The organism is Paenibacillus sp. 2KB_20 (assembly GCF_052115765.1).
In the GTDB taxonomy this organism is placed as follows: domain Bacteria; phylum Bacillota; class Bacilli; order Paenibacillales; family Paenibacillaceae; genus Paenibacillus_AQ.
In genome coordinates, this window is the sequence record NZ_JBFRHH010000006.1 from 135,211 (window position 1) to 159,608 (window position 24,398).

At 48.3% G+C, this 24,398-nt stretch carries 20 protein-coding genes, 1 pseudogene and 1 riboswitch; of the genes and pseudogenes, 19 read left to right on the forward strand and 2 right to left on the reverse strand.

What is annotated here, in order from left to right; translation table 11 throughout:
- The first annotated feature begins 6 nt into the window (after positions 1–6).
- From AB4124_RS17405 to AB4124_RS17450, 10 genes and pseudogenes are all read left to right on the forward strand, one after another.
- The gene (locus tag AB4124_RS17405; protein WP_441973649.1) at positions 7–882 is read left to right on the forward strand and encodes a thioesterase II family protein; all 876 of its coding nucleotides are present in this window, start codon (positions 7–9) and stop codon (positions 880–882) included.
- Complete coding sequence (locus AB4124_RS17410) at positions 800–2,026, forward strand: ACP S-malonyltransferase (protein ID WP_441973825.1); 1,227 nt, start codon at positions 800–802, stop codon at positions 2,024–2,026. Before AB4124_RS17405 ends, AB4124_RS17410 begins: the two co-directional genes overlap by 83 nt.
- Positions 2,027–2,339: 313 nt before the next feature.
- Entirely contained in the window at positions 2,340–3,248 is a 909-nt protein-coding gene (locus AB4124_RS17415; protein ID WP_441973650.1) for a M20/M25/M40 family metallo-hydrolase, read from the forward strand.
- Positions 3,241–3,321, forward strand: a pseudogene (locus AB4124_RS17420) (hypothetical protein); the annotation flags it as partial. The gene AB4124_RS17415 and the pseudogene AB4124_RS17420, both read left to right, overlap by 8 nt.
- A gap of 39 nt (positions 3,322–3,360) precedes the next feature.
- A complete protein-coding gene (locus AB4124_RS17425; RefSeq protein ID WP_441973651.1) occupies positions 3,361–3,720 on the forward strand; it encodes a M20/M25/M40 family metallo-hydrolase in 360 nt (119 codons plus the stop codon).
- Positions 3,721–4,309: 589 nt separating this feature from the next.
- Positions 4,310–4,768, forward strand: coding sequence for a cupin domain-containing protein (locus AB4124_RS17430; RefSeq protein ID WP_076321401.1), 459 nt, complete (start codon positions 4,310–4,312; stop codon positions 4,766–4,768).
- Between the two features lie 679 nt (positions 4,769–5,447).
- Complete coding sequence (locus tag AB4124_RS17435) at positions 5,448–6,374, forward strand: poly(ethylene terephthalate) hydrolase family protein (RefSeq protein WP_441973652.1); 927 nt, start codon at positions 5,448–5,450, stop codon at positions 6,372–6,374.
- Positions 6,375–6,797: 423 nt separating this feature from the next.
- Complete coding sequence (locus AB4124_RS17440) at positions 6,798–7,358, forward strand: helix-turn-helix domain-containing protein (protein WP_430112161.1); 561 nt, start codon at positions 6,798–6,800, stop codon at positions 7,356–7,358.
- A gap of 221 nt (positions 7,359–7,579) precedes the next feature.
- Positions 7,580–8,815: a CynX/NimT family MFS transporter gene (locus tag AB4124_RS17445; RefSeq protein ID WP_430112159.1), complete on the forward strand. Its 1,236-nt coding sequence runs from the start codon at positions 7,580–7,582 to the stop codon at positions 8,813–8,815.
- Between the two features lie 2 nt (positions 8,816–8,817).
- Positions 8,818–9,249, forward strand: coding sequence for a universal stress protein (locus AB4124_RS17450; RefSeq protein WP_430112158.1), 432 nt, complete (start codon positions 8,818–8,820; stop codon positions 9,247–9,249).
- A 544-nt stretch (positions 9,250–9,793) separates the two neighbouring features.
- Here the strand turns inward: AB4124_RS17450 and AB4124_RS17455 are convergent.
- A complete protein-coding gene (locus AB4124_RS17455) occupies positions 9,794–10,036 on the reverse strand; it encodes an alpha/beta fold hydrolase (RefSeq protein ID WP_076321396.1) in 243 nt (80 codons plus the stop codon).
- A gap of 200 nt (positions 10,037–10,236) precedes the next feature.
- Here AB4124_RS17455 and AB4124_RS17460 point away from each other — a divergent pair, with 200 nt between their 5' ends.
- The 4 genes from AB4124_RS17460 to AB4124_RS17475 all read left to right on the forward strand — a co-directional run bounded on the left by AB4124_RS17460 (position 10,237) and on the right by AB4124_RS17475 (position 17,425).
- A complete protein-coding gene (locus AB4124_RS17460; protein WP_179090588.1) occupies positions 10,237–10,395 on the forward strand; it encodes a hypothetical protein in 159 nt (52 codons plus the stop codon).
- Between the two features lie 674 nt (positions 10,396–11,069).
- Positions 11,070–11,164: riboswitch (cyclic di-GMP riboswitch) on the forward strand.
- A gap of 228 nt (positions 11,165–11,392) precedes the next feature.
- Positions 11,393–13,552: a non-ribosomal peptide synthetase gene (locus AB4124_RS17465; protein WP_441973653.1), complete on the forward strand. Its 2,160-nt coding sequence runs from the start codon at positions 11,393–11,395 to the stop codon at positions 13,550–13,552.
- A 411-nt stretch (positions 13,553–13,963) separates the two neighbouring features.
- Complete coding sequence (locus AB4124_RS17470; RefSeq protein ID WP_441973654.1) at positions 13,964–14,347, forward strand: hypothetical protein; 384 nt, start codon at positions 13,964–13,966, stop codon at positions 14,345–14,347.
- A 1,731-nt stretch (positions 14,348–16,078) separates the two neighbouring features.
- Complete coding sequence (locus tag AB4124_RS17475; RefSeq protein WP_430112512.1) at positions 16,079–17,425, forward strand: lytic polysaccharide monooxygenase; 1,347 nt, start codon at positions 16,079–16,081, stop codon at positions 17,423–17,425.
- Positions 17,426–17,695: 270 nt separating this feature from the next.
- On the opposite strand, the gene AB4124_RS17480 is transcribed toward AB4124_RS17475, so the two are convergent.
- A complete protein-coding gene (locus AB4124_RS17480) occupies positions 17,696–19,006 on the reverse strand; it encodes an amidohydrolase family protein (RefSeq protein WP_441973655.1) in 1,311 nt (436 codons plus the stop codon).
- 159 nt (positions 19,007–19,165) lie between these two features.
- Here AB4124_RS17480 and AB4124_RS17485 point away from each other — a divergent pair, with 159 nt between their 5' ends.
- The 5 genes from AB4124_RS17485 (at position 19,166) to AB4124_RS17505 (ending at position 24,367) form a co-directional block, all read left to right on the forward strand.
- Positions 19,166–19,594 (forward strand): MarR family winged helix-turn-helix transcriptional regulator, encoded by a 429-nt coding sequence (locus AB4124_RS17485; RefSeq protein ID WP_430132389.1) that lies wholly within the window; start codon positions 19,166–19,168, stop codon positions 19,592–19,594.
- 481 nt (positions 19,595–20,075) lie between these two features.
- Positions 20,076–20,912, forward strand: a complete 837-nt coding sequence (locus tag AB4124_RS17490) for a helix-turn-helix domain-containing protein (RefSeq protein ID WP_441973656.1) — start codon at positions 20,076–20,078, stop codon at positions 20,910–20,912.
- A gap of 258 nt (positions 20,913–21,170) precedes the next feature.
- On the forward strand, positions 21,171–22,322 hold the full coding sequence (locus AB4124_RS17495; RefSeq protein ID WP_076322136.1) for a Gfo/Idh/MocA family protein: 1,152 nt from the start codon (positions 21,171–21,173) through the stop codon (positions 22,320–22,322).
- Positions 22,323–22,337: 15 nt separating this feature from the next.
- Positions 22,338–23,507, forward strand: a complete 1,170-nt coding sequence (locus tag AB4124_RS17500) for a dihydrodipicolinate synthase family protein (RefSeq protein ID WP_076321388.1) — start codon at positions 22,338–22,340, stop codon at positions 23,505–23,507.
- 38 nt (positions 23,508–23,545) lie between these two features.
- On the forward strand, positions 23,546–24,367 hold the full coding sequence (locus tag AB4124_RS17505; RefSeq protein WP_441973657.1) for a sugar phosphate isomerase/epimerase family protein: 822 nt from the start codon (positions 23,546–23,548) through the stop codon (positions 24,365–24,367).
- The last annotated feature ends 31 nt before the right edge of the window (positions 24,368–24,398 follow it).

Below are 24,398 nucleotides of genomic sequence, written 5' to 3' on the forward strand. Positions count from 1 at the left end.
GGCGTTATGACGATATCTTTAATTTGTTTGCCATATGCAGGGGGCTCCGCTCAAGTGTACAAACGCTGGACGAACCGGCTGCATCCCGGCGTGCGTCTGGTGCCGGCCGAACTGGCGGGCAGGGGAAGCCGCATGGACGAGCCGTTCTATGCGGACGCGGCGGAGGCCGTGCGGGATTTGCTGCCGCTGGTAAGGGAGACGGCGCTTGGCTCCGACTCCTATGCTTTATTCGGCCACAGCATGGGCAGCCTGCTCGAGTATGAGGTGCTGCATGCGCTGCGGGAAGAAGGATTCCCGCTGCCTGCGGCAGTCTTCCTCTCCGGCAGAGGGGCGCCGCATAACGAGCAGAAGGAGGCTCGCCGGACCCATCTGCTTCCGGATGACGAGTTTCTCGAGGAAGTGAAGCGGCTCGGCGGCATGCCGGACGAGCTGTTCCGGCATCGGGAGCTGCTGGATATGTTTATGCCGATCCTAAGAGCCGACTTCAAGCTTGTCGGCGAATACGAGCATCGGATGCGGCCGCCGCTGCCGCTCCGGCTCACCATCTTGAGCGGTAAAGATGACGGCTGCGTTAAAGGCCCGCTCGGCGAATGGGAGCGGTATGCGACGGGAGGCTGCGAGCTGATGCTGTTTGAAGGCGGACATTTTTTCCTGCATGAGTGGGAATCCGATGTTGTAGCAGTGATAAACAAAATGCTGACCGAGGCGCCTGCCCCGATCTCACCCGTAAGGAGCGTGATGGAAGATGCTGAACAAACATGCAATATGGTTTCCCGGTCAGGGATCGCAGCGCGTCGGGATGGGAAAAATGCTGAGCGAGCGGTATCCGGTTGTCAAAGCGACGATGGAGGAAGCGAACGAAGCGCTGGGCATGCGCCTTGACAGCCTGATGTATGAGGGACCGACAACGGAGATGACGAGGACGGACAATGCCCAACCCGCTATTCTTGCGCTTGGTGTGGCAATGTACCGCGTCTACAGTCGTGAATGGTTATACCTGCCTGCGATGGCAGCCGGCCACAGCCTGGGCGAGATTACCGCTTTAACCTGCGCGGGAGCCATAACGTTCCCGGATGCGCTCAGGCTCGTACGCCGCCGCGGCGAGTTGATGCAAGGGGCCGCCGCTGCGGGGATCGGCACAATGGCCGCCGTGAACGGGCCGAGTCCTGATGTTGTCGCCAAAGTATGCTTGGAAATCAGCGCAGGCTGCACGGACGGAAGCCGTATTGTTGTGGTATCGAATATGAATTCAGAGCGGCAAACGGTGATTTCGGGCCACAAAGAGGCTGTCCATGAAGCGTCCGAAAGACTGTCCGCCCATGGGGCCGCAGTCATTCCGCTGCAGGTAAGCGCGCCGTTCCATAGTCCGTTGATGGCGCCGGCGGCGGCGCAATTTGTCGAAGTGCTGAGCCGCGTCTCGTTTGGAGAAATGGATTTTCCCGTCGTTTCCTCCTTGACAGGTCTGCCATACAGAAATACGGCGGAGATCGCGGGTATGCTGGCAAGGGGATTGACGGACCCTGTCAATTGGCCGGCTGTCCTTGCCTTTCAGAAAAGTATTGGCGTTGCCTCTGCCGTAGAACTGGGTCCGGGCAATGTATTGAAACGGCTGGCGCCAGCGGACGGACTGCGTGTATTCGCTTTTGACGACCAGGAGGATGAAGCGCATCTGGTTGCCGCAAGCCGGCAAACGAACGCTTATTCGATTGATCTGCTGAATCGTTGTCTGGCTATCGCCACTTGCGTCCGCAACCGCAACTGGAACGCGGCTGAATATGAACAAGGCGTCGTTTCGCCTTACCGCGGCGTGCAGCAGTTGGTCGATCGGCTGCGGGAGACGGGAGAGCAAGTGGCGGAAGCGCATGTTCGGCAAGCGCTGGCGATGCTGGAATCGGTGTTTCGCACCAAAGGCACGCCCGCCGATGAGCAGGAGCGGCGGCTTGCAAGACTGCAGGGTGAGTTCGGTCTGCGCGGCTTGCCAGGCGTTTCTCCTGCCGACCGGCCATACGCGGGCAGTCCATTATAGTGCGTGTTCAAAAAGGTCGGTTTTCAGCACCGAGAAGGTTGGATAAAGCTAGGGTCAGAGGAGCGGAACGTACGTAGTGGGTACGTGAGCACCGGAAGGCCCGGCTGAATTCAAGATTCGATGTCGAATATGCTTTCAGTGTTACTTCGTGTTAGATATAGGATTTATAAGTTATCAACGGAGTTGATGAAATTCTATATCGCAAGAAAACCTACCATTGAATCGCGGTCGCTCAGCCTTGAATTTGCCTCGATTGGTTTTCTTATCAAAAGCGGACTTTTTGAACAACCTCTTATTAGGAAGGAGCGGGGTCATGGGGATCCGGCTGAACAATGACGAGTTGGATCAAGATGGAGTCAAGCGCCCGGAAGAGCTGCCGTCTCCCGTGGAGATTTTGCAGTCATTGATCCGCTTTAATACAACAAATCCGCCGGGTGAGGAAGCCGCATGCATCATGTATATCCGGCAACTGCTTGAGGATACGGGCATTGAGACGCGGACCTGTTCGCTTGATCCGGCCCGGCCCAATCTGCTGGCCAGGATAAAGGGCAGCGGGGAGGCACCGCCGCTGCTGCTGTACGGGCATGTCGATGTCGTTGGCACAGGCAAGCAAGACTGGAGCCGCGACCCGTTCGGGGGCAACATCGAGGGCGGCTTCGTCTGGGGGCGGGGCGCTCTTGATATGAAAGGCGGCCTGGCGATGCTCGTATCGGCTTTCCTCCGCGCGCATGTACGCAAGCTGCCGCTGCGTGGCGATCTCATTCTGGCGATTGTCAGCGACGAGGAAGCAGGGGGCGAATACGGGGCTTCCTTCCTGGTAGGGCGGCATGCCGATTATTTTGCGGGCGTCAAGTATGCGCTAGGCGAATTTGGCGGCTTTGCATTTCATGCCCTAGGGAAAACCTTTTATCCGATTATGGTGGCGGAGAAGCAGCTCTGTTGGCTCAAAGCGACGATTCGAGGAGATGGTGGCCACGGCTCCATGGGCAATCCGGGAGCCGACTGTATGGCGCAATTGGGGAACATGCTTCAATCGCTTAGCAGGAATAAGCTGCCGATACGTGTGACACCAGCGGCGCGGTTGATGATTGAAAGCATGGCCGCCGCACTGCCGCTGCTGCCGGCGCTGCTGCTGAGAGGGCTCGCTGCGTCCCCGGCTGTGCGGCCTCATCCTGAAGCTGCTGGGGGAAAAGGGCGAGACGTTCGCCCCGCTTCTGCGTAATACGGTCAGTGCGACCGTCGTTCACGGCGGCGAGAAAATCAACGTTCATCCAAGCGAAATTACGGTTGAGCTCGACGGCCGAACGCTGCCGGGTGTCACTCCGCAGCAATTTATGGACGAGCTGCGCCGATTCGCGATTCATGATTCGATCGGGCTGGAGGTGCTGCGTCATGACCCATGCGCCGAAGCTCCAGACATGGGGATGTTCGATTTGCTGTCCGACGTGTTGAAAGAAGCGGATAAGGAGGCCGTTCCGGTGCCGATGCTGCTGCCCGGAGGAACGGACGGAAGATGGTTTGCGAGGCTCGGCATCCAAACCTACGGTTTCCTGCCAATGCCACTGCCACTGCCCAAGGACATGCAGTTTACCAAACTGATTCATGCGGCTGATGAACGCATTCCTGTAGAAGCGGTCAGGTTCGGCACGGATGCGATTTACCGGGTGCTGGAACGGTACGGAGCGATGCCATGATGCCTTTTAAAACGTTTTGAATATTCGCAAATTTACAATTTTATTAGCGCTTGAAATGCAAATGGCCATTTCAAGCGCTTTTTTTGCATAGCTTTTCAAGATTGTGAGCATGGACACATCGTTATTTCTATGAGTTGCCAACAACAGCTTTTGCACGATTGGAGTTATAGATGATGGCAAAGGATTCAACGTTGAAGAATGTTCACAAAAAAGTTTAGTTTTATCTATTGTAAATAGCTATGTAGAGGATAAACTTAAGGGAGCATGCAATTTGAATCTACAGCGTGTGAAACAAACGTTTCATTCACGTTTAAAATGTAATAGAGGACTACAAAGGCGTAGTCTTACTAAAGCAAAGAGGCTTAAGGTTATAGCATTCCTACTTGTTAGGAAGCGGTATAACTTTAGGCCTTTTTGTGTTTATTCTCTGGTATGGGAGATGAGGAAATGGCAAAAATTTGTTTCACACCTCTTTTAGTCGAGAACAGAATCGATGTTCAAAAGTGTATCACGGCTGTAATGGTTGCTATGCTCATTGCAAGTAAAATGGTTCCAAAAAACTGCACCTAAGAAGTAGAGGAGGGTACCCATGAGTATCGATAAAAAGATGATTGAAGAGATGGTTCGTAAAGTCATCATGGAAAAAGTAGGGGCTGATGCTATTGAACAGAACGTTCATAGAGGTCCTGGAGGGATTACTTCTATTAAAGTGCCAAATATGAAAGTAACAGAAGAGGATCGTCTCGATACAGGCAACCCTAATGATATCGTCTATTGTAAAGATCTTTTTTCGCTAAAGGAAAGTCCAAGACTTGGCTGCGGTATCATGGAGATGAAAAAAACAACCTTTGACTGGACACTTAACTACGATGAAATTGATTATGTGATTGAGGGACATCTGGACGTTATCATCGATGGTACAAAGGTGTCAGCTGGACCAGGAGAAGTGATCCTGATTCCAAATGGAAGCAGGATTCAATTTTCTGTGCCAGAATATGCACGATTTATCTATGTAACATATCCGGCTAACTGGGCAGAACAAGCGTAATATTCTAATTTCTACTCGCCGGAGAAATCCGAAACCGAAACCGCCGCAACAGTAATGTACGTATACTCCGGGCTCCATGGTTTCAGAACCGGGGCTTTAGCGATGCCCCGGTACCAATTTCGAGCGGACTAGCTGCCAGAATAATTCCCGACCGGCGGGCAGGATCTCCTGATACAATCCTTGTATTCTGCGGGATGATGTCTAATGAGACAAATGTGACCACATTACGAACAGTACTAAAGCCTGATTCTCTGGGCTTTTTTTTATACCTATTGTAGGATTTTGACACAAAATTGGGTGCATTGTGGAGGACCTTTGTCGATTAGGAGTTTCAACGAAGAAGGTTATCAACCTGAGCTGCGACATTCGAATTTATTTACTAACAAAGCAGAAGCTTATAGCGTGGTCACGTCCTATATTGATTATTATAACGAGCGTTGTATTCAGTCAAGCATCGGAGTATCAACCATCACATCTCTTTGGTGATCAACTTCGAGTCTATTGCACTTACAGCAAATCGTATTTTTTAAGCTATTCTTGGTCCTCCGTATTTATTTTTCAATCTAGCACTTGTTTAATGAAACATAACTACATCTTTCACGTATATCCCTTTAGTTCTATATTTTAACAGAGAAAACGATAGAGAAACCTATAGACTATCGTAGTAGAGGTCACGTGTATGTCGGTTTTGAAAAAACGAAAGTGGATTTTATGGTTGTCAGCTTTAGTCCTTATTGTTGCAGTTCCAATATCAATTTTCATGCAAATAATCATTCATTCTAATGTACCAGAACTTGCAGAAGGAAGCATTGAGCAGCGTTATGCACAGCAAGGAAGCTATCATGTAAAGGTAGAAGAAGTTAAGAGTACGAGTGGTGAGGCTTTATTTAGAATTTACTATCCAGCATTTCAAGGAGACGAATCCTATCCTATTATTTCTTGGGGGAATGGAACAGATGCCACGCCAGATCGTTATGATGAGCTCTTAACTCATCTTGCTAGCTGGGGATTCATTGTAATAGATTCCTATAGCAAGACAACAGGAACAGGCCAAGAAATTGTGGAGGCTATTGATTATTTAAAAAATGAAAACCAACTAGCAAACAACTTGTTTTATCAAAAAATACAAATGGAGCATATTGGTGTAGCTGGACATTCTCAAGGGTCTACTGGGGTTATCAATGCTCATACCAACTATAAAAGTGGATCGTTGATTAAGACGGTTGTATCCATCGCTCTCCCGGATTTGAAGCATTGTGATCCAGAAGATGTGTACGATACAGCACGTATTACCGTTCCTTTCTTCATTATGGGCGGTACACGAGATTTTCTAATCTCACCGGTATCAACGAATCAATTAGCCTTGCATAGTACTAACGCAAGCACGCCTGTTATGATGGGGATGGCAAAAGGTGCAGCTCATACAGCGATTGAAGGTAATGGTGGCAATCATAGGGGGTACTTGACGGCTTGGATGAGATATCGGCTGTATGATGATCAGGAAGCCATGAAGGCATTTCATGGGGATTCTTCCGAGATGATGAATAATACAAATTGGCTGGACGTTATACAAGCAAATATGGATGATAAAAAAATCGTGCAATAACAAAAGAACGGCATTTTTGCCGTTCTTTTGTTGATGTAGTCATTGAACTAACGGAGGCGATAGTTTAATTGATTTAGGCTGAAGCGACAAATGTCGGAGGACAAGAAAATTGCTGAGAGACAAGAACATAAGCCGATTACCAATTAGATAAGTATTTTAGTCATGCCTTTTGCAACACACGCGGTGCAGTCTGAGAAGTTACCATTAGATATCGTTAAAGAATTTCTTCATCAGAAAAATATTGGAGTAACAGAATACTACACTGTACCAACTTCCCAGCAGATTACGCTAACAGACATATTAGTACATAGATGTCAGGATTTTGCATAGGAGTGTAGTTCACCATCAAATACTAATCTTATGGAAAAGAGTCTAGATAAACAATATACTAGCTATAAAGTTATTTGTTGAGGTGAATATCAAATGGATGAAGTCGATGAATCAAAACAAATTGTATTACAAATCGGCGGTGCCTTGAAAAAGTACAGAAAAGAAAAAAACATGAGTTTAGACGACTTAGCGGAATTAACTGGCGTAAGCAAACTTACTCTGGGGAATATCGAACGTGGCGATACAAATCCAACTTTGGCGATTATATGGAAAATTTCAAAAGGCATATCTTTACCGTTATTGGCTTTGTTCAAATCAGAAGACCCTGTTAGTTTGTATCGAGCAGGCGAAGGACTGCGGTTTTCTAATGATCAAAAAAATTGGATCATTGAACCAGTCTTTAAAAGCAACGATATTGAAATGTGTCGGGCTTACTTACAGCCAAATAGCTCTTATCACCCTGAAGGTCATCATGTGAATACAACTGAAATTGCAACAGTAATGACGGGTTCCATTGATATTCAACTCAATGGAGAGATTTACACATTGAATCAATATGATACGATCAGTTTTCGTGCAGATTCTCCTCACTCTTATACGAATCATACGAATAGTGAAACAGTGCTCCATATATCCTTAAAATATGGTTTCTAAAAGCCGGAAATTCCACTTATTCAATACAACTCCGAATTCCATGACGGGAATTCAGAGTTGTATTTTTGTTTTTAGATGAGATCATGTATGTTATGAAATACTTCTTGTTAAAAATAATATATTATAATATACTTTTATTGTTCGCGCGGATGTTATAGCATAGTTTTTTCAATCAGCAGGAAAGAAATAATATGTCTGAATTTAAGAAGGAGAAATGAAGAATGCCGAACAAACAAAATAAAAAAGCCGTACCATCCTCTATAGGGCTGATCATTCTCGGCATTATTGTTATTGCAGCTAATTTACGTACTCCCTTAACCTCAGTTGGTCCTTTAGTGAGTCTCATAAGGGATGACGTTCATATTTCAAATACATTAGCAGGTCTGATAACAACGGTCCCCTTGCTTGCCTTTGCTTTATTATCGCCTCTCGTACCAAAATTAGGACGAAGATATGGGGTTGAACGTATCATAATGATCGCTCTAATCCTTCTGACTGTTGGTATTGTAATACGTTCTTTATCTGGCGCAGCTAATCTGTTTATTGGGACAGCAATTCTTGGATTCGCAATCGCCGTATGTAATGTATTATTGCCAAGTATAATCAAAAGGGATTTCCCAAATAAAATTGGCTCCATGACAGGTGTTTACTCCATTTCAATGAATTTATGTGGAGCAATCGCATCGGGAATCAGTGTACCGCTAGCCGTGAACGCAGGTCTAAAATGGCAGGGAGCATTGGAAATATGGGGGATTCTAAGCTTTGTATCGATCCTCTGTTGGTTACCCCAATTAAGAAATCAAACGAAGCAAACAGCCACGACGAGTCAACAGATGGCCAGCAACGATGTGAATGTTTGGCGATCCCCGCTTGCCTGGCAAGTAACCTTGTTTATGGGTATACAGTCTATGGTTTTCTATGTGTTGATCGCATGGTTGCCTGAAATTTTAAAGCAGCAAGGAATTGACTCCAGCCAATCAGGATGGTACCTCTCGATCATGCAGTTAGCTATGCTTCCATTCACCTTTATTGTTCCCGTTATTGCTGGGCGCATGTCTAACCAACGTTTGTTAGTGGTCATCACAACCATTTTGCTTTTGACAGGAACGCTCGGACTTCTTTACGGAAGCTCCCATATCATTCTGTTGTGGATCATCATACTCGGAATTGGTGGAGGCTTCGCCTTTAGTTTGTCCATGATGTTTTTCGGGTTACGTACTGAAAATGCGCATCAAGCAGCGGAACTGTCTGGCATGGCGCAATCGATCGGATATCTTCTTGCCGCAATCGGTCCTGCCCTTATAGGATACCTGCATGATGCGACAAACAGTTGGAACCTGCCACTTTTCATTCTGCTTGGCGCTTCGGTTTTACTCTTTTTAGTCGGTATAGGAGCAGCAAGAAACCGTTTTGTAGGCAGCCGAAATAGCTACGAGCTGCTACGGAAAGGACGATAAATATGTTTGATAAAATTATTGTAGCCATTGATAAAGCTGAAATAACGAACAAACTCCTCGAGGCAACCATCGAAATAGCCCGAAACAAACAAACTCAAGTTACTTTGGTTAATGTCAGCCAGGAATATGTGTCGAATGGCATGACATATGTGCCAGAGAATTTCTTGGAAGAAATATTGAACGAAATGGAGAAAGCGAGTTTGGAACAGCTGCAACAAGCCAAATCTAAATTAAAATCTGCGGGGATTAATCCGGAAATCGTTCATCTTAAGGGAGATCCTGCACATGAAATATTAAATTATGCAAGGGATACCGAGCAGCAACTTATTATTATCGGAAGCCGTGGGCTAAGGGGCATAAAAGAAATGATGCTAGGAAGTGTCAGCCACAAGGTTTCGCAGCTATCAAGTTGTCCAGTCCTCATTGTACATTAACTCCTTTACGGAACTGCAGAAATGATGCATTGTTATACTAACGGGGAACGTTATAGTTGAATCATACAGCGGCATTCTAGGATATTTGTGTCCTACAATGCCGCTGTTTCTGTATCCCTTTTGATTACTTGTCCGATTAGATGGTTATCTAATGTCTGGTGCGATTGCTCCTTATTAAGGTAACGGGCAGGATAGTTCGAATCATAATCGACCTCCAGACCGCTTTTGTCAGACGACAAAGCACATAATAAGCAGGGAGCAAACCACCGACAACACTGCTCCCTGTTTTGATGGCATTCGGCTAGAGCAATCGACTGCTTTTTACAAGCAATTTGGTAGGATTGTCGCTTACTTGTTTTTAATTTTAACCCATCCCTAGAAGGTCCTTAACGACTATGTTAAATTCTTTAACCAGGCAGCAAGTGCCTCGCCAATTTCTTGAGGCGAATCTTCCTGGGGATAATGAAGTCCACGTACGGTGATCTCCGTTTGCATTGGCTAATTACGACAAAACTCAACATGAGATGTCGGCAAAGTGCCCGGATCACAGTTGACAAAGAGTTTCGGGACGGAGCTCTCTGCCAGAATCGCCCATACCTATGAGGTCAGGAGCAATGCAACGACCGAAATCTTGAGCATAAGGAAGAATTTCACGCCAGAGATAAGAGGAAGTAGGGTTGCCATGTAGGAAGACAATCGGATCGCCACTTCCTTCGTCTACGTAGGACATCTCTAGACCAAGCACTCGCTGATGCTTTTTTTCATAGGGAAAAGATGGTTTAACCATTCAGAATTTCACGAGCAAATTTTTCAAGTGTTTCGGGTTGCGCGAAGCATCTTGTAACAGAGAAGAGCGCAGCACCAACTGAATCTAGTGCTCCATCGACCACGATTCCAGCTGTCCAGGAAAGTCCGGAAACGGAAGCTCCTCCAGTAGCAAGATAGACCCCACATCATGGGCATTGATGGGAGCGGCCATCGTTCATTGTGGCGAGCATGATGCTACTGATGACGATCAGTGCATGCGGAGGACCGCAGGACCCGGCAGCGAATCAGGTGAATCGATTGTTAGTGGGCGACTATAAGATTGACAGGATCCTGAAGGAAATTACTCATCATGGACAGGACCGTAACGGGCTAGTTTAACAACAGCTGCATACCATCTCCCTACAGGAGATGATTCCGATGGTTGTGAAAATTAGTGCTGTGTTTCGAGTGCTCCACTCTTCGGAAGCGAGATCTCGTTACCAGTTATAACGTACTAATAACTTTGGTTTTTTTGTCCCGTATTACAAGAGACAAAAGTATTGGATCCAATGATATCCGTAGTCGTAGTTAGGACAATGGATATAAGGGTGAAGTTGAAAAATAGAACTATTGCCTTAATTATCCATAACCCAATATCCAAGTAATGATAGAAGAATACGCAGGGATAGGAGACTGATAATACTGAATCTATTAGAGTAATGGCGTAATTTTGTGGAATTCTGCCAGGGACAAAAATGTGTGTATGTCTCTGTTCTTAATCGATTTTTGTTTGTAAAAACGTATCCTGCTTTTTTGAATAATATAGTTTTAATAGGTAGTTAAGTGAAGTTAAGTGAAGTTAAGTGAAGTAGAGTGAAGTCGACGAAAAGCAAAAATTAGTAAAGATTAACTATCATGACCTAGAGTTACATGATGGTTATCTATATCATCAAAACGATTCTAGAAAGACAATATTGAACAAAAGACCTATCGATTTTCATTTGGAAACAAGATACAGTAATTGTAAAACGAATACATAATATGAACACGATTTACAATTTAATGCTAGTTTTGTACGACAATAGCAAACCCACCGAAAGGTGGCGACGCAAAGCTATAGGGGCTAATGCGGGATCTACTGTGATCGCGATGCCAGCCAGTTGCCGAATACGACGGGAGACCTCCGTTTTATTCATTTGAAGAAAGGGGGTTTTTTGACGTTCCAAAAAACAAAGGCGAGCTTCGCTGTAAGAAGAAACTAAGTTTGGGGCTATACGAGGCCATAGTCATATTGGCTCAGGAGGGGGGATACTTCTTCATCGCAGAATGCGAAGAGGATTCTTCTGTTCGTTATCAATCAGACATTAATGAATCGATAATCCGGGAGTTGATGGTCATGGAACAAACGACATGTGAAGTATCAATTGACGAATTTCCGTGGGGGGGATGGACCAACGATGAAGGAAGCCGGGTTAGTTTTTGCCTTGATTCTGCAACGACCCGAAAACTCTATCAACTTGCGTTCAATTTCGGAATAACTGTGGATATGGCACTAATGGCTTGTTATGCGATCCTGCTTGCCAAATATACCGGCGAGGATGACCCTGTAATTGGGTATTCGTTGGAAAGCCAGATGCTTCCTATACGATACTCTCCTACTGTACATAAGCCATTAGATAAGTTTCTGATAGAAGTCAAGCATACCACGATGCAAGCACTCGAAGATCGGAATATGCGTAAGAATCTGAGCGGCAATCCGTTCATCAAAGCGGCGTTTACTTGGCAAAACGCCAATACTACTCCTTTGAAATCTGATCAGTTGGGGACGTTTGAGCTTGCTTTGACGGCTTTTAAGAAGGAATCTCTCATGATACACCTTGATTACGCGACCCGCTTGTATAGAAAGGAAACGATTGAGCAGATGGGCGACCACTTGAGCCGTATTGTGCAGGAAGTAGCCGATTTTCCCGAGAAAGTGATTGCCGATATACGTTTGTTGTCCGAAGAAGAGGAGAGACAGATTCAGGCTTTCAGCGGAATTAAGACGGACTATCCTTCCAGCAAAACGGTCCATTACTTGTTTGAGGAACAGGTCAGCTTAACCCCCGATCGCCCAGCGGTCATGACCGCGGACCATCAGATATCCTATCGGGAATTGAACGAACACGCGAATCAGCTTGCAAAAGCACTACAGGATCACGGCGTAAAGCCGGAGAGCGTCGTTGGCATTGTCGCGGATCGGTCTGTCAGTATGATCGTCGGGCTTACAGCCATATTGAAGGCGGGCGGCGCTTATATGCCCATCGAAGCCGATTCTTCGTGCGAACGACTCGAATATATGCTCGAGGACAGTCGGGCGGGATTTTTGCTGGCCCCTTCCAGTTGGAAGCCTGACTTTGCATTTGAAGGAAAAGTAATTTATTGGGACAACGCGCAGCTTTATCTTGACAGCTGTCCCCATACGATATCTGAAGTAACCTCGCAAAGTCTAGCGTATATCATCTATACTTCTGGATCAACGGGGACAGCGAAAGGTGTCATGGTTGAACATTGCAACATCGTAAGACTGGTCAAGAAGACCAATTATTTCAATTTTTCCGTGGATCATCGAATTTTGCAAACCGGCGCAATTGCATTCGATGCGTCAACCTTTGAAATTTGGGGATCCCTTTTGAACGGATCTACCTTGTTTTTGATGAAGAACAAGGATCTATTAGACATTCACAAATTGAAGGAAACCATCATCGGCTACCGCATCACGGCTTGGTTTCTGACTACGGCTTTGTTCCATAATCTGGCCGAACAGGATCCTGACGTCTTTTGTACGTTGAACACCTTGCTAATCGGCGGAGAAGCGTTATCGCCGAAGCACGTAAACGCCGTAAGTAAGACCTGTCCCGATCTGCGGATGGTCAATATATACGGTCCGACGGAAAACACGACATTCTCCACTTATTTCCCGATCGAACGTGAATTCGAATCCGCCATTCCGATTGGCAGACCAATATGCAATTCCTCCGCTTATATCCTTGATAAACAGTTGAAGCTTCAGCCCATCGGAGTAGTGGGAGAGCTTTGCGTCGGAGGGGACGGTGTCGCGCGGGGGTATTTAAACCAGCTGGAATTGACAGAAGCCAAGTTTGTGGAACATCCGCTCCTCGGGGAAAGGTTATATCGAACGGGGGATATGGCCCTGTGGCTGCCGGATGGCAATATCGAAATTATCGGACGAATCGACGATCAAGTGAAGATCAGAGGGTATCGCGTGGAACCGAGAGAAATCGAGACTCGACTGCTGGAACACAACGGAATCTTGAAAGTCGCGGTAGCCGTCAAAGCCGACGAGAGTGGCAATCCGATAATATGCGCGTATTTTGTTGCGAAACAGGTTTTGTCCGAAACGGATGTCAAGGCGTATTTAGCCCGAAATTTGCCTGAATATTTCCTGCCCTCTCTTGTGGTACAGATGGAAAGTTTGCCGCTTACCCCTAACGGGAAAGTCGATAAAAAAGCTCTGCCGGACCCTGATCTTCTTCGTCCGATGCTTGTCAACTGAGACGAACCGCTAAACGAAACGCAGCAAATGCTCAAAAGGATCTGACTGGACAAGGATGCCGAGAGAATCGAGAACGCATTTGACTCATAATTAATGTCGGAAGACAAGAACGTAGTCTCATTAAAATCCGCTTTAAAAGCGGATTATTTATTTATGTCAAGTTATTGTCATTAATTGATGACAAGAATCTGACCCCATTCCCGAAAGAGTAGTAGTTTTAATGAAATTCCTTGTGGCGCATATGTTTGAATTTATGGGCTAAGGAAATGCAAGAAAGGTGCATGAGGATTTTATGAAAGAAATTTGCGTGTAACGAAACATAGCTACATCTTTTACGTATATCCATTCAGTTTCATACTTTAACAGAGAAGACGATAGAGAAATCTATAGACTATCGTAGAGGTCACGTGTATGTTGGTTTTTAAAAAAAGAAAGTGGATTTTATGGTTGTCAGCTTTAGTCCTTATTGTTGCAGTTCCAATAACCATTTTCTTGCATATAATCATTCATTCTCATTTACCAGAACTTGCAGAAGGAAATCAATTAGCCTTGCATAGTACTAACGCAAGCACGCCTGTTATGATGGGGGTGGCAAAAGGTGCAGCACATACAGCGATTGAAGGCAATGGTGGCAATCATAGGGGGGACTTGACGGCTTGGATGAGATATCGGCTGCTTGATGATCAGGAAGCCATTAAGGCATTTCATGGGGATTCTTCCGAGATGATGCATAATACAAATTGGCTGGACGTTATACAAGCAAATATGGATGATACTACATTCGTTCATCCATAACAAAAAGACGGCATGTTTGGTGATATCCCATGTGGTAGACAACGAAAAAAAAGACATCTGGTAAGATGTACTTAGACGTTAGTGTCGGAGGACAAAACATTGTCCCATTAAAAGTCGCTATCTTAGCGGCTTTTTCTTTTAAGGGTACAAGTTCTTGTCTTGAGCCGAGGACAAGAACTTGGTCCGATTACCGATTTGACACATATCTTATTAAAATTCTACAGCTATTTCATTAAGCTAACGAGCAGAATTGCGAATATTCCATTATTTGGTGTAGTATATGGAGTGAAAAGGACGGGACGAACGGATATAGAGTGAAGAGTGAGAAAGGAGCGAAAACGTGAGGATGTATTCTAAAAGCAATAGAATATTAATTGGTGTGTTTCATGTTGGAGGAAAGTAATAAAAAGGATGTTAAGTGTTACGCCTCCACAATTCATGGACACCGCTCTGTCCGTCAGGGAAGAGTCCAGTTGAAAAATTACGTATAACTGAGGGGGATATGCCAGGAAACTCGCTATTTTAGCGGCTTTTTTGTTTTATCGGTACAAGTTATTGTCCCGATTGCGTAATGTTTAATATTTCCACCTGCGGAGCACTAAATCAATCCCGATTACCAAATAGTTACTTTATTTCTCGGCGTCATCCGTGAGATTGAATAATACGTCGTTTACGTGAGCCGTGTCGTGATGCTCGTGGTAGACTGCGATTTTATCGCCTCGGCGCTCAAAGAGAAAATGATAATGGTTCTGATAGTGTCGTCCACTCTTTAACTTCATTGTCGAGTAGGCTTACACTGCCACACGGTCCCCTTGCATGGTCCAACCTGTAGGGACGATCTGAAGTGGACCGTCAGTAATGTTGTCCAGTGGGGTTAGCATCAAGCGGAATTCATCCTTGGAGAAAAAACAAAGATAGAGTTTCTTACGATGTACAGGGCAAGCTTCTGTACAGTCTAACATTGGTGATCTTGGTCTTGTTAATATGCACTTAAGGGCGTGACACCGATTGCTACAGTGAAAATTGGTGATTTGCCACAAGTTTTTCGTTTACCCTATCGGTATGAAGAATGGGCAATATGAGGATAAATTTAAACTCCTTCACAGGAGCTTGAGCAAAGAGTAGATAAATTACACCCTTGACATGAATTGGTTATTATTCAATAATTATATACAACCAATTACTGGTAATATATCTTTCGTTTCTGTTTAACCATACATCAACTTCGATTGTCTTCATGACACTCCGCTAACACGACTCCAATTTTGACGAAACTAGATTATGCCTATATATAGATTCCTCCATATTAAGACATGATTACTATCCCCTCCGTGGCTTCACCCATAAGCGTACCTACTTGGTTTTGATCTCTACATCGTTGCGCACTATGAATGTCAGCATTCATCAGCAGTTTACATAGCTGATTCTATATAGTAGAGCAGAGTTGCTCACGTTTAATTTCCCCTTCCCAGATTTCTAACCCGCTTGTCTTTACGCTTCTCACAATGTGATTAGGTATTGTTTTTCATGACTTTGTACGAGTATATAAGCTCTAAGGAGTTTGTATAAATCGGCTTAAAAAGGAGCGGATGCCCGCACGATAACGGTTATGCACAGCTTTGAGAGGATCATTTTCAAGAGAGGAGGCAGCTCAAAAGATCGCGACAAAGATGGTGTCGAAAAACGAAAGGCGCATCATGACCAAACCAAATCATGGGAGGTAATGTGATGATGTTTCAAACCCGTTCGGATTCCCGTTTCATCTTGCGATTCATGCTGATTGGCGGCGGATTGCTGCTCGTATTCGCTTGTATGTTCGCGTTCTCGAAGACCGTGTCAGCCCACGGATATATTAATGATCCGGCCAGCCGCGCGATCCAGTGTAAAAACGGATTGAATACCAACTGCGGCCCGATCATCTATGAGCCTCAGAGCCTGGAGGGGCCGAAAGGTTTTCCTGCTGCCGGACCCCCTGACGGCAAAATCGCCAGCGCCGGCCTTGCCGGCTTCGCTCAGCTTGACCAGCAATCAGCTACGCGCTGGAACAAGGTGAACATGACGAGCGGCACCAACAACTTCACTTGGATTTTTACCGCTCGTCATGCCACGACAAGCTACCGTTATTTCATCACCAAGCCGGATTGGAATCCCAATGCACCGTTGACTCGCGCCCAGTTTGATCTGACTCCGTTCTGCACGATTAACGGGAATGGCCAGCAGCCGCCGGCCACGTTAACCCATACCTGCAACGTGCCGCAAAGAGACGGTTACAATGTCATCCTCGGCGTATGGGATATCGCGGATACCCAAAATGCCTGGTACATCGTCATCGATGCCCAATTCGGTCCTGGCGACAGCATTGCGCCTACGGCGCCGACTAATTTGGCCGTCAGCAACGTTGGCACAACGACGGCCAAGCTGACTTGGGGGGCCTCGACGGACAACAATGCCGTCACGGGTTATGAGGTGTACAACGGTGTCAATGTCATCGCCACCATACCTGCCAATCAGACGAGCGCCAATCTCACCAATCTATTGGCAGGCACGACTTATAACATAGTTGTGAAGGCGTTCGACGCTTCCGGCAATCGATCGCCGAGCAGCAACAGTGTCCAGTTTACGACCACGCAGTTACCGGTTGACGTGACGCCGCCGACCAATCCGACCGGCCTGCATGTGATGGGCACCCCGACGTCGACATCAGTCACGTTGATGTGGAATGCATCCACAGATGATTCCGGCATCGCTGGTTACAGGATTTACAACGGCAGCACGGTGATCACTACCGTCACTGGAACGGCAACCGAGAAGGTCATTACCGGTTTGTCGCCGAACTCGCAATATACGTTTACGGTTCGCGCTTACGACCCGTCGAACAATGAATCTGGCGACAGCAATGCCGTGACAGTGTCAACGCCTGACGGGCCGAGTGCAACGCCATGGGCGCCAAATACCGCTTATGAGGTCAATGCGCTTGTATCCTATGACGGCAAGGTGTACAAATGCATCCAGCCCCATACCTCCTTGCCGGGTTGGGAGCCGAGTAACGTGCCCGCACTCTGGCAGCTACAACCGTAAACGCGTGCTTTAGATGAGCAGGAAGCCCGCCGCTTGCAAAGAGCGGCGGGCTTATTTTTCATGGTTGATTCAATCGAATAGATTCCATCAATACTCTACCATACTGATACTACCAGTGCGAAATATAAGACTAGAAGGGGGGCGGTAAAGTCCAAACCGCTCCCTGCGATGAGCAATGAGCATCGACTTAAAATAATCAATTAAATCAACTAAAACTCCATGCTTTGGCATGGAGTTTTAGCTTTCCTTATACAGGGATATCGCATCTGATTAACCTAGCTGCTGCGAACCATTGAACCATACGGATTTGATCGACAAGGTATCCGAAATATTAGTGGTCGGATCACCGTTTACGAGAATAAGATCAGCGCGCGCACCTTCGGTAATACGACCGCGATCGTGAAGACCAAAGCAACGGGCCGGTTTGATAGTAGCCGACTGAAGAGCTTCGATCGGAGTGAACCCGGCCTTCACCAGCAGTTGCATTTCGTGGTGGACACTGGCCCCATGAGCAAGACCGCCAAGGTTCGGAACTGGAACCGGCGCGACATCCGTCCCTACCAGAATATCAACTCCGGCACGGTGAAGATCCATCACATTCAGAAAGCTGTTTTCCATATTACCTTGCGGAAACGTATTGAAGCTTGAGTTCAAAATATCGATCCAGTCCGGACTTAATTTGGAATGAACACGTGGATCATTCGCCAATTCCGATGCTGGATTTCCAATAATCGATGAATTCAACACCAAGCACGGTATAACAAATGCGCCTGAACCCGCTATGGACTTCACTAAGTCGGATGTGTACTCGGGTCTGTCGATAAACAAATGGCCTAAACCGTCGACTCCAAAATCGATAGCTTCTTGCGATGAAAGAGCCGTCAAGACGTGGGCAATGACCAGCTTATCCAACTTGTGGGCTTCTTTCACGGCTGCTTTTAAAATCTCGTCGCTTAGTACAGGCAGGCCAGGTGCCCCCATGACCGTTCCTTCTTCAATCATGACCTTAATATAGTCGGCTCCATTCTCCACCTGGGTATGCACATGCTTAATCGCTTCTTCCACCGTCGTCACTTGCGGGATTTCTTCGTGATCGTGAGCGTATGCCGCCAACATCGCTTCACGGTCTTCCTCGGATAACTTCTCCAGCTCCTTCAATACGAATTCCGGTATTTCATCTCCATCGGGCAGTAACTCATCTGGGTGTCCACCTGGAGCGCTGATCGCTGTGCCGGCAGAACGGACGTCAGCGACGTCATTTACATTTTTCAACTGAATCTCGCGCCCTCTTTTAGTAAAATCGCCGTTCATTTCGAGTTCTGTTGTAACCCCGAATTTTAAGGCATCTCGTAATCCGCCGATTGAGGTGTGGACATGTGCATCAATCAGACCAGGCATTAGAGTCCCATTTTCTCCATCGATAATCGTTGCATCGGCCGGAAGCTCTCCGCCCACTGAAATAATGGATTCCCCTTTAATGACAACATGTCTGGGTGCAATAATTTGATCTCCATCAAAGATACGTACATTTGTAATCGCCGTAACTTGTTCCAACGCAGCATTTTGAGTTATCTTCTCCATTTGAATTCCTCCCATATGTTTGTCGTTCAACAATTCGGAGTATAACAGTTAGAAAACTAACTGTCAACAAACTAATATTTGTTTGACAAGCCTATAGGATCACTGTATAGTTTAGTTGCTTACAATTAGTTTTCTAACAATCACAAGGGGGGGACGATCATGCAATCCCGAAAGGATACGCCTTATCTGGATTTGTTTCAGATTATCGGTCTTAAGTTAAAGAAAAGAGCGGATGAGAGTATAAAAGAACTGGGGTTAAACGCTCAACAAGGAAAAGTAATCGACTTTATTTACGAGAACCAACATAATCATATTATTCAAAAGGACCTTGCAGATCGGTTTCATCTACGTGGGGCCAGCATTACAAGCATGCTTCAAGGTCTAGAGCAAAAAGGGTTCATCGAGCGCAAAATCCCGGCCAATAATGAACGGCAAAAAAATATATATGTATTGCCAAAAGCGATTGAACTGATTGAAGACTTTCAAGACTCATTCCAAAAGGTGGAGGAAGAAATCGTTCAAGTCCTTACCGATGAGGAGAAACAAGTCTTAAAGAAATTGTTGATCAAAATCAATGAGCGCATATAAAGAAGATGATCCCAATGAAATTATGGAGACATTTTCAAAATATGCTTGTCCCAATTTTATACGCTTACGACGAGGAAAAACATATAGAAGCCAAGGGGTGTCGAGGGACAAGAATATTATCCCATTGGAAGTCGCTAGTTTAGCGGCTTTTTTGTTTTATCGGTACAAGTTCTTATCCCGAGTCGAGGACAAGAACATGAGCCTACCGATTACCGATTAGATAAGTATATCTAACTATGTTTCCATGCAGTTTCATTAAGCTAACAGGCAGGAATGTGACGTTAATGATCGCCCTTTATTCTTTTGCCGCGAAAAAAGGAGCGAACAGCATGGATAGATGGACCTGAAGACCGCAATAAAGCTGCAACTAGGGGGGGCTTGCGGTGTCCGGGCTGCGCTTATTCTAAAATGTTGTATAGAAGCCGCCGATCGCGCTAAAATGGCTATAAATGAAACGCTTCAAAAAACCGGAGGCTTCACCGTGACGATTAAAAGGATTGACTTGTCCAGGAATGCGATAGATTTATACGAGCAGAAGCATACGGGCGGACATCTTGTGTCCGAGCACTATCACCAGACGCACCAGCTGCTGTTTGTGCTGGAAGGCGAAGGAGCTATCCGGCTGGGGGGGGAAGTACGGAAGCTGGCGGTCGACGATACGGCGCTGATCGTGCCGTATTCCGTCCACTCGGTCATGTCTGACTCCAGGCTGACCTTGCTAGTGTTGGCGTTTGATGAGGTGGTGCTCGATCCGGATATGAGGGCGCAACTGCTCCACGCCTATTTCCCGGCTTCCTGTCTGATGAAGCCGGGATTGTTTGCCGCGAGCGAGATGCGGCAGCTGCTGAGGAAAATGCTGTTCGAGCAGTCCAGGGAGCAGTCGCCGCTCGTTCGGCTTTCGCTCAAAGTACAGCTGTCTCAGCTGCTGCTCTTGCTGGTTCGCTCGGCCGGAACGGAGGCCGCTGGAGCGGGCTCCAGCTCTAATAGGCTGCGCGCCGAGAAAATCCGAAGCTATATCGATTCGAAGTATTTTGATCCGCTGACCGCGGGGGACATCGCCTCCAAGCTGGGCATCAGCACGCGGCACGTGAACAACATCTTCAAGGAACGGTACGACTTGACGCCAATGCAATACTTGACCGAGGTGCGCATCCGCGTCGCCCAGAAGCTGCTGGCGGAAACGGGCAAAGACATTATTTCGATCTGCTTCGAGGTCGGCTACGATTCCGTGTCTACGTTTTACCGGACGTTCAAAGCGGTCGCCAAGCTGTCGCCAAAAACGTACCGGGAACTGAACGCGCCCGAGCAAGCTGAGTAGCAGGGATCCTTCCGTCAAACGGACAGCGAGCGCACAAATGTGGGATCAAACGAACAAGATAACGATCAAAGGACGACCAGCCGATTGATTGAAACATATTTTCCCCTTCATCCCCCATCGGATAAGCGCCGGCAGGGGGTTTTGTTTTTTGCTCGAATAATTCGCTTCCAAAATTGAGAATCGTGTTCCCGTAATCGTAAGAAAAGCGGTTTCGCATCGACTACAATACGGTTATACGAAGCGAAGGGAGCGATGAATGTGGCAGTTCGCAACATCGGCATTATTATGAACGGCGTTACCGGACGGATGGGAACCAACCAGCATTTGATCCGTTCGATTCTTGCGATTCGCAAGCAAGGGGGCGTCGCGCTATCGAGCGGAGACGTCATCATGCCCGACCCGATTCTGGTCGGCCGGCAGGAGAGCAAGCTGCAGGCGCTGGCCGCCGCCCACGGCGTCGAACGTTGGAGTACCGATCTTGAAGCATGTCTCGCCGATCCGTACTATGAAATCTATTTCGACAGCCAGACGACGGTGCGCCGCGCCGAAAGCATCAAGCAGGCGATCGCCGCGGGAAAGCATATTTATTGCGAGAAGCCGACGGCCGTCGATTTTGAAGGGGCGCTTGAACTGGCCCGCATCGCCGCTGAGGCCGGGGTGAAAAACGGCGTCGTGCAAGACAAGCTGTTTTTACCAGGATTGCTCAAGCTGAAGCGCTTGATCGACTCGGGCTTCTTCGGACGCATCTTGTCCGTGCGGATGGAGTTCGGCTATTGGGTGTTTGAGGGCGACTTGCAGCCGGGTCAGCGCCCTTCGTGGAACTACCGCAAGGAAGACGGCGGAGGCATTATCGTCGATATGTTTGCACATTGGCGCTATGTGCTCGAGAATTTGTTTGGGGAAGTGAAGGCTGTTTCCTGTCTTGCCGCTACGCATATTCCGAAACGTCTGGACGAGCGGGGCGTTCCATACGACTGCACGGCGGACGATGCGGCGTACGCCATGTTTGAGCTGGAAGGCGGCATTATCGTGCAGGCTAACTCGTCCTGGGCGGTGCGCGTAGATCGAGACGATCTGCTCACGGTTACGGTCGACGGCACCGAAGGCAGCGCCGTGGCGGGCTTGCGCGACTGCAAGACGCAGCATCGGGTCAACACGCCGAAGCCTGTATGGAATCCGGACATTCCGAATCCGTTCCAGTTCCACGACCAATGGGTGCAGGTCCCGGACAACACGTCGTTCGACAACGCGTTCAAGGTGCAATGGGAAATGTTCTTGAAGCATGTCGTCATCGACACGCCGTTCCCATGGGATCTGCTCGAAGGTGCGAAGGGCACCCAGCTTGCCGATCTCAGCTTGCAGTCGTGGCAGGAGCGCCGCTGGATCGACGTGCAGAAGCTGAGCCTGTAAAGGAGGGGAGTACAGATGACCCAATCGCTGCTACTCCCCCGCGCAGGGGGAGCGTTGTATGAATATACTCCGGGCAAAGCAGGCTCGTTCTCCGTGCCGGCCAAGCCGTTTACGGGCCGCATCGCCTTCTCGGCCGCCCATGTCGTCTGCGATCCGTTTGCGGACGCAGATCCGCTGCATCATTCGCAGATTGATTGGAACTCGACGCTCGCCTACCGGCACCATTTGTGGTCGCTCGGTCTGGCCGTGGCGGAAGCGATGGATACCGCGCAGCGCGGCATGGGCCTCGATTGGAACCCCTCGAAGGAGCTTATCCGCGCTTCGATCGCGGAAGCGCGCTCGGTTGGCGGCAAAATCGCCTGCGGCGCGGGAACCGATCATCTGCTCCCGGGACCGTCGGTCACGATATACGACGTGGAAGCCGCCTATGAAGAGCAAGTCGGCTTCATCGAAGGCGAAGGCGGTCAAGTCATTCTGATGGCGAGCCGCGCGCTTGCCGCTTGCGCGAAAGGGCCCGAGGATTACGAGCGGGTGTATGGGCGCATTTTGGGACAGGTGAAACAGCCGGTCATCCTGCATTGGCTAGGCGACATGTTCGATCCCGCTCTAGCCGGCTATTGGGGCTACAAGGACGATCTGGACGAGGCGATGGACGTTTGTTTGCGCGTCATTCGGGCAAACGCGGACAAGGTCGACGGGATTAAAATCTCGCTGCTCGATGCCGGTAAAGAAATCAAGATGCGCCGGCTGCTGCCGGAAGGCGTCAAGATGTACACCGGCGACGACTTCAACTACCCAGAGCTGATCAAGGGTGATGAGCAGGGTTACAGCCATGCGCTGCTCGGCATATTCGACGCGATCGCGCCGGCTGCCGCCAAGGCGCTTCATGCGCTCGACGCGGGCGATCTGGTCAGTTATGGGGCGATTATGGAGCCTACCGTCGCCTTGTCGCGCCATATTTTCCAGAGGCCGACGTACGCCTACAAGACGGGAATTGTGTTCATGGCCTACTTGAACGGCCACCAACCGCATTTCCGCATGATCGGGGGAGCTGAGGGATCGCGCTCGATCGTCCATTTGGCCGAGCTGTTCGTGCTTGCCGACCGGGCAGGGCTATTGGCCGATCCGGAGCTTGCCGCCGAACGGATGAAGCCTGTCTTGGCGCTAGCGGGTATTCGGCCGTAATCATTTATAGAGATGTTTGAAATCCGGGAGGGATCAGTATGGAACCGCTTCATTCCATAGACAGACTCAGCTTGAACCAGATTACGACCGATCGGCTGAATATGCGTGAGGCCGTGGAAGCATGCGTTCGCGCCGAAGTGCCTTGGATCGCGCTGTGGCGGCATAAAGTGGCCGAGACCGGCCTGGCCGAGAGCAAGCGGCTTGTGCGGGACGCGGGCCTGCGCGTCTCCAGCCTGTGCCGCGGGGGTTATTTTCCGGCGGCCACCGCGCCTGCGCGCAAAGAGCGGTTGGACGACAATCGCCGCGCTGTTGAGGAAGCGACCGAGCTCGGCACCGATGTGCTCGTGCTCGTTTGCGGACCGGCGCCAGACCGGGATATCGATTTCGCCCGCAAGACGGTCGAAGAAGCGATCGCGGAACTTGTGCCGTTCGCCCGCTCGCACGGAGTCAAGCTCGGCATCGAGCCTTTGCATCCGATGTACGCCGCTGAACGCTCCGTCATCAATACGCTGGCGCAAGCCAACACGCTCGTGGAGCAGCACGACCCGCAAGACGTCGGCGTCGTCGTCGATGCGTTCCACGTCTGGTGGGACCCCGAGCTGTACGCGCAAATTGAGCGGGCCAAGGGGCGTATACTCGGCTTCCACGTCTCCGATTGGATCGTGCCGATACCCGACCTGCTGATGGGCAGAGGGATGATTGGGGACGGCGTTATCGAGTTGCGCCGGATGCGTCATGCCGTTGAAGCGGCCGGTTACGTGGGGGCGATCGAGGTGGAAATCTTCAACCGGCAGGTATGGGATATGCCGGGAGACGAGGCGCTCACGCTCATCAAGGAACGTTATTTGCAGCATGTATGAATTATAAATTTGCAGCTTTGGCGGGCTGGAG

Coding starts and splice junctions, on each gene's coding strand:
- AB4124_RS17405 (WP_441973649.1), top strand. CDS start 7: ATGACGATATCTTTAATTTGTTTGCCATATGCAGGGGGCTCCGCTCAA.
- AB4124_RS17410 (WP_441973825.1), top strand. CDS start 800: ATGGGAAAAATGCTGAGCGAGCGGTATCCGGTTGTCAAAGCGACGATG.
- AB4124_RS17415 (WP_441973650.1), top strand. CDS start 2,340: ATGGGGATCCGGCTGAACAATGACGAGTTGGATCAAGATGGAGTCAAG.
- AB4124_RS17425 (WP_441973651.1), top strand. CDS start 3,361: ATGGACGAGCTGCGCCGATTCGCGATTCATGATTCGATCGGGCTGGAG.
- AB4124_RS17430 (WP_076321401.1), top strand. CDS start 4,310: ATGAGTATCGATAAAAAGATGATTGAAGAGATGGTTCGTAAAGTCATC.
- AB4124_RS17435 (WP_441973652.1), top strand. CDS start 5,448: ATGTCGGTTTTGAAAAAACGAAAGTGGATTTTATGGTTGTCAGCTTTA.
- AB4124_RS17440 (WP_430112161.1), top strand. CDS start 6,798: ATGGATGAAGTCGATGAATCAAAACAAATTGTATTACAAATCGGCGGT.
- AB4124_RS17445 (WP_430112159.1), top strand. CDS start 7,580: ATGCCGAACAAACAAAATAAAAAAGCCGTACCATCCTCTATAGGGCTG.
- AB4124_RS17450 (WP_430112158.1), top strand. CDS start 8,818: ATGTTTGATAAAATTATTGTAGCCATTGATAAAGCTGAAATAACGAAC.
- AB4124_RS17455 (WP_076321396.1), bottom strand. CDS start 10,036: ATGGTTAAACCATCTTTTCCCTATGAAAAAAAGCATCAGCGAGTGCTT.
- AB4124_RS17465 (WP_441973653.1), top strand. CDS start 11,393: ATGGAACAAACGACATGTGAAGTATCAATTGACGAATTTCCGTGGGGG.
- AB4124_RS17470 (WP_441973654.1), top strand. CDS start 13,964: ATGTTGGTTTTTAAAAAAAGAAAGTGGATTTTATGGTTGTCAGCTTTA.
- AB4124_RS17475 (WP_430112512.1), top strand. CDS start 16,079: ATGTTTCAAACCCGTTCGGATTCCCGTTTCATCTTGCGATTCATGCTG.
- AB4124_RS17480 (WP_441973655.1), bottom strand. CDS start 19,006: ATGGAGAAGATAACTCAAAATGCTGCGTTGGAACAAGTTACGGCGATT.
- AB4124_RS17485 (WP_430132389.1), top strand. CDS start 19,166: ATGCAATCCCGAAAGGATACGCCTTATCTGGATTTGTTTCAGATTATC.
- AB4124_RS17500 (WP_076321388.1), top strand. CDS start 22,338: ATGACCCAATCGCTGCTACTCCCCCGCGCAGGGGGAGCGTTGTATGAA.
- AB4124_RS17505 (WP_441973657.1), top strand. CDS start 23,546: ATGGAACCGCTTCATTCCATAGACAGACTCAGCTTGAACCAGATTACG.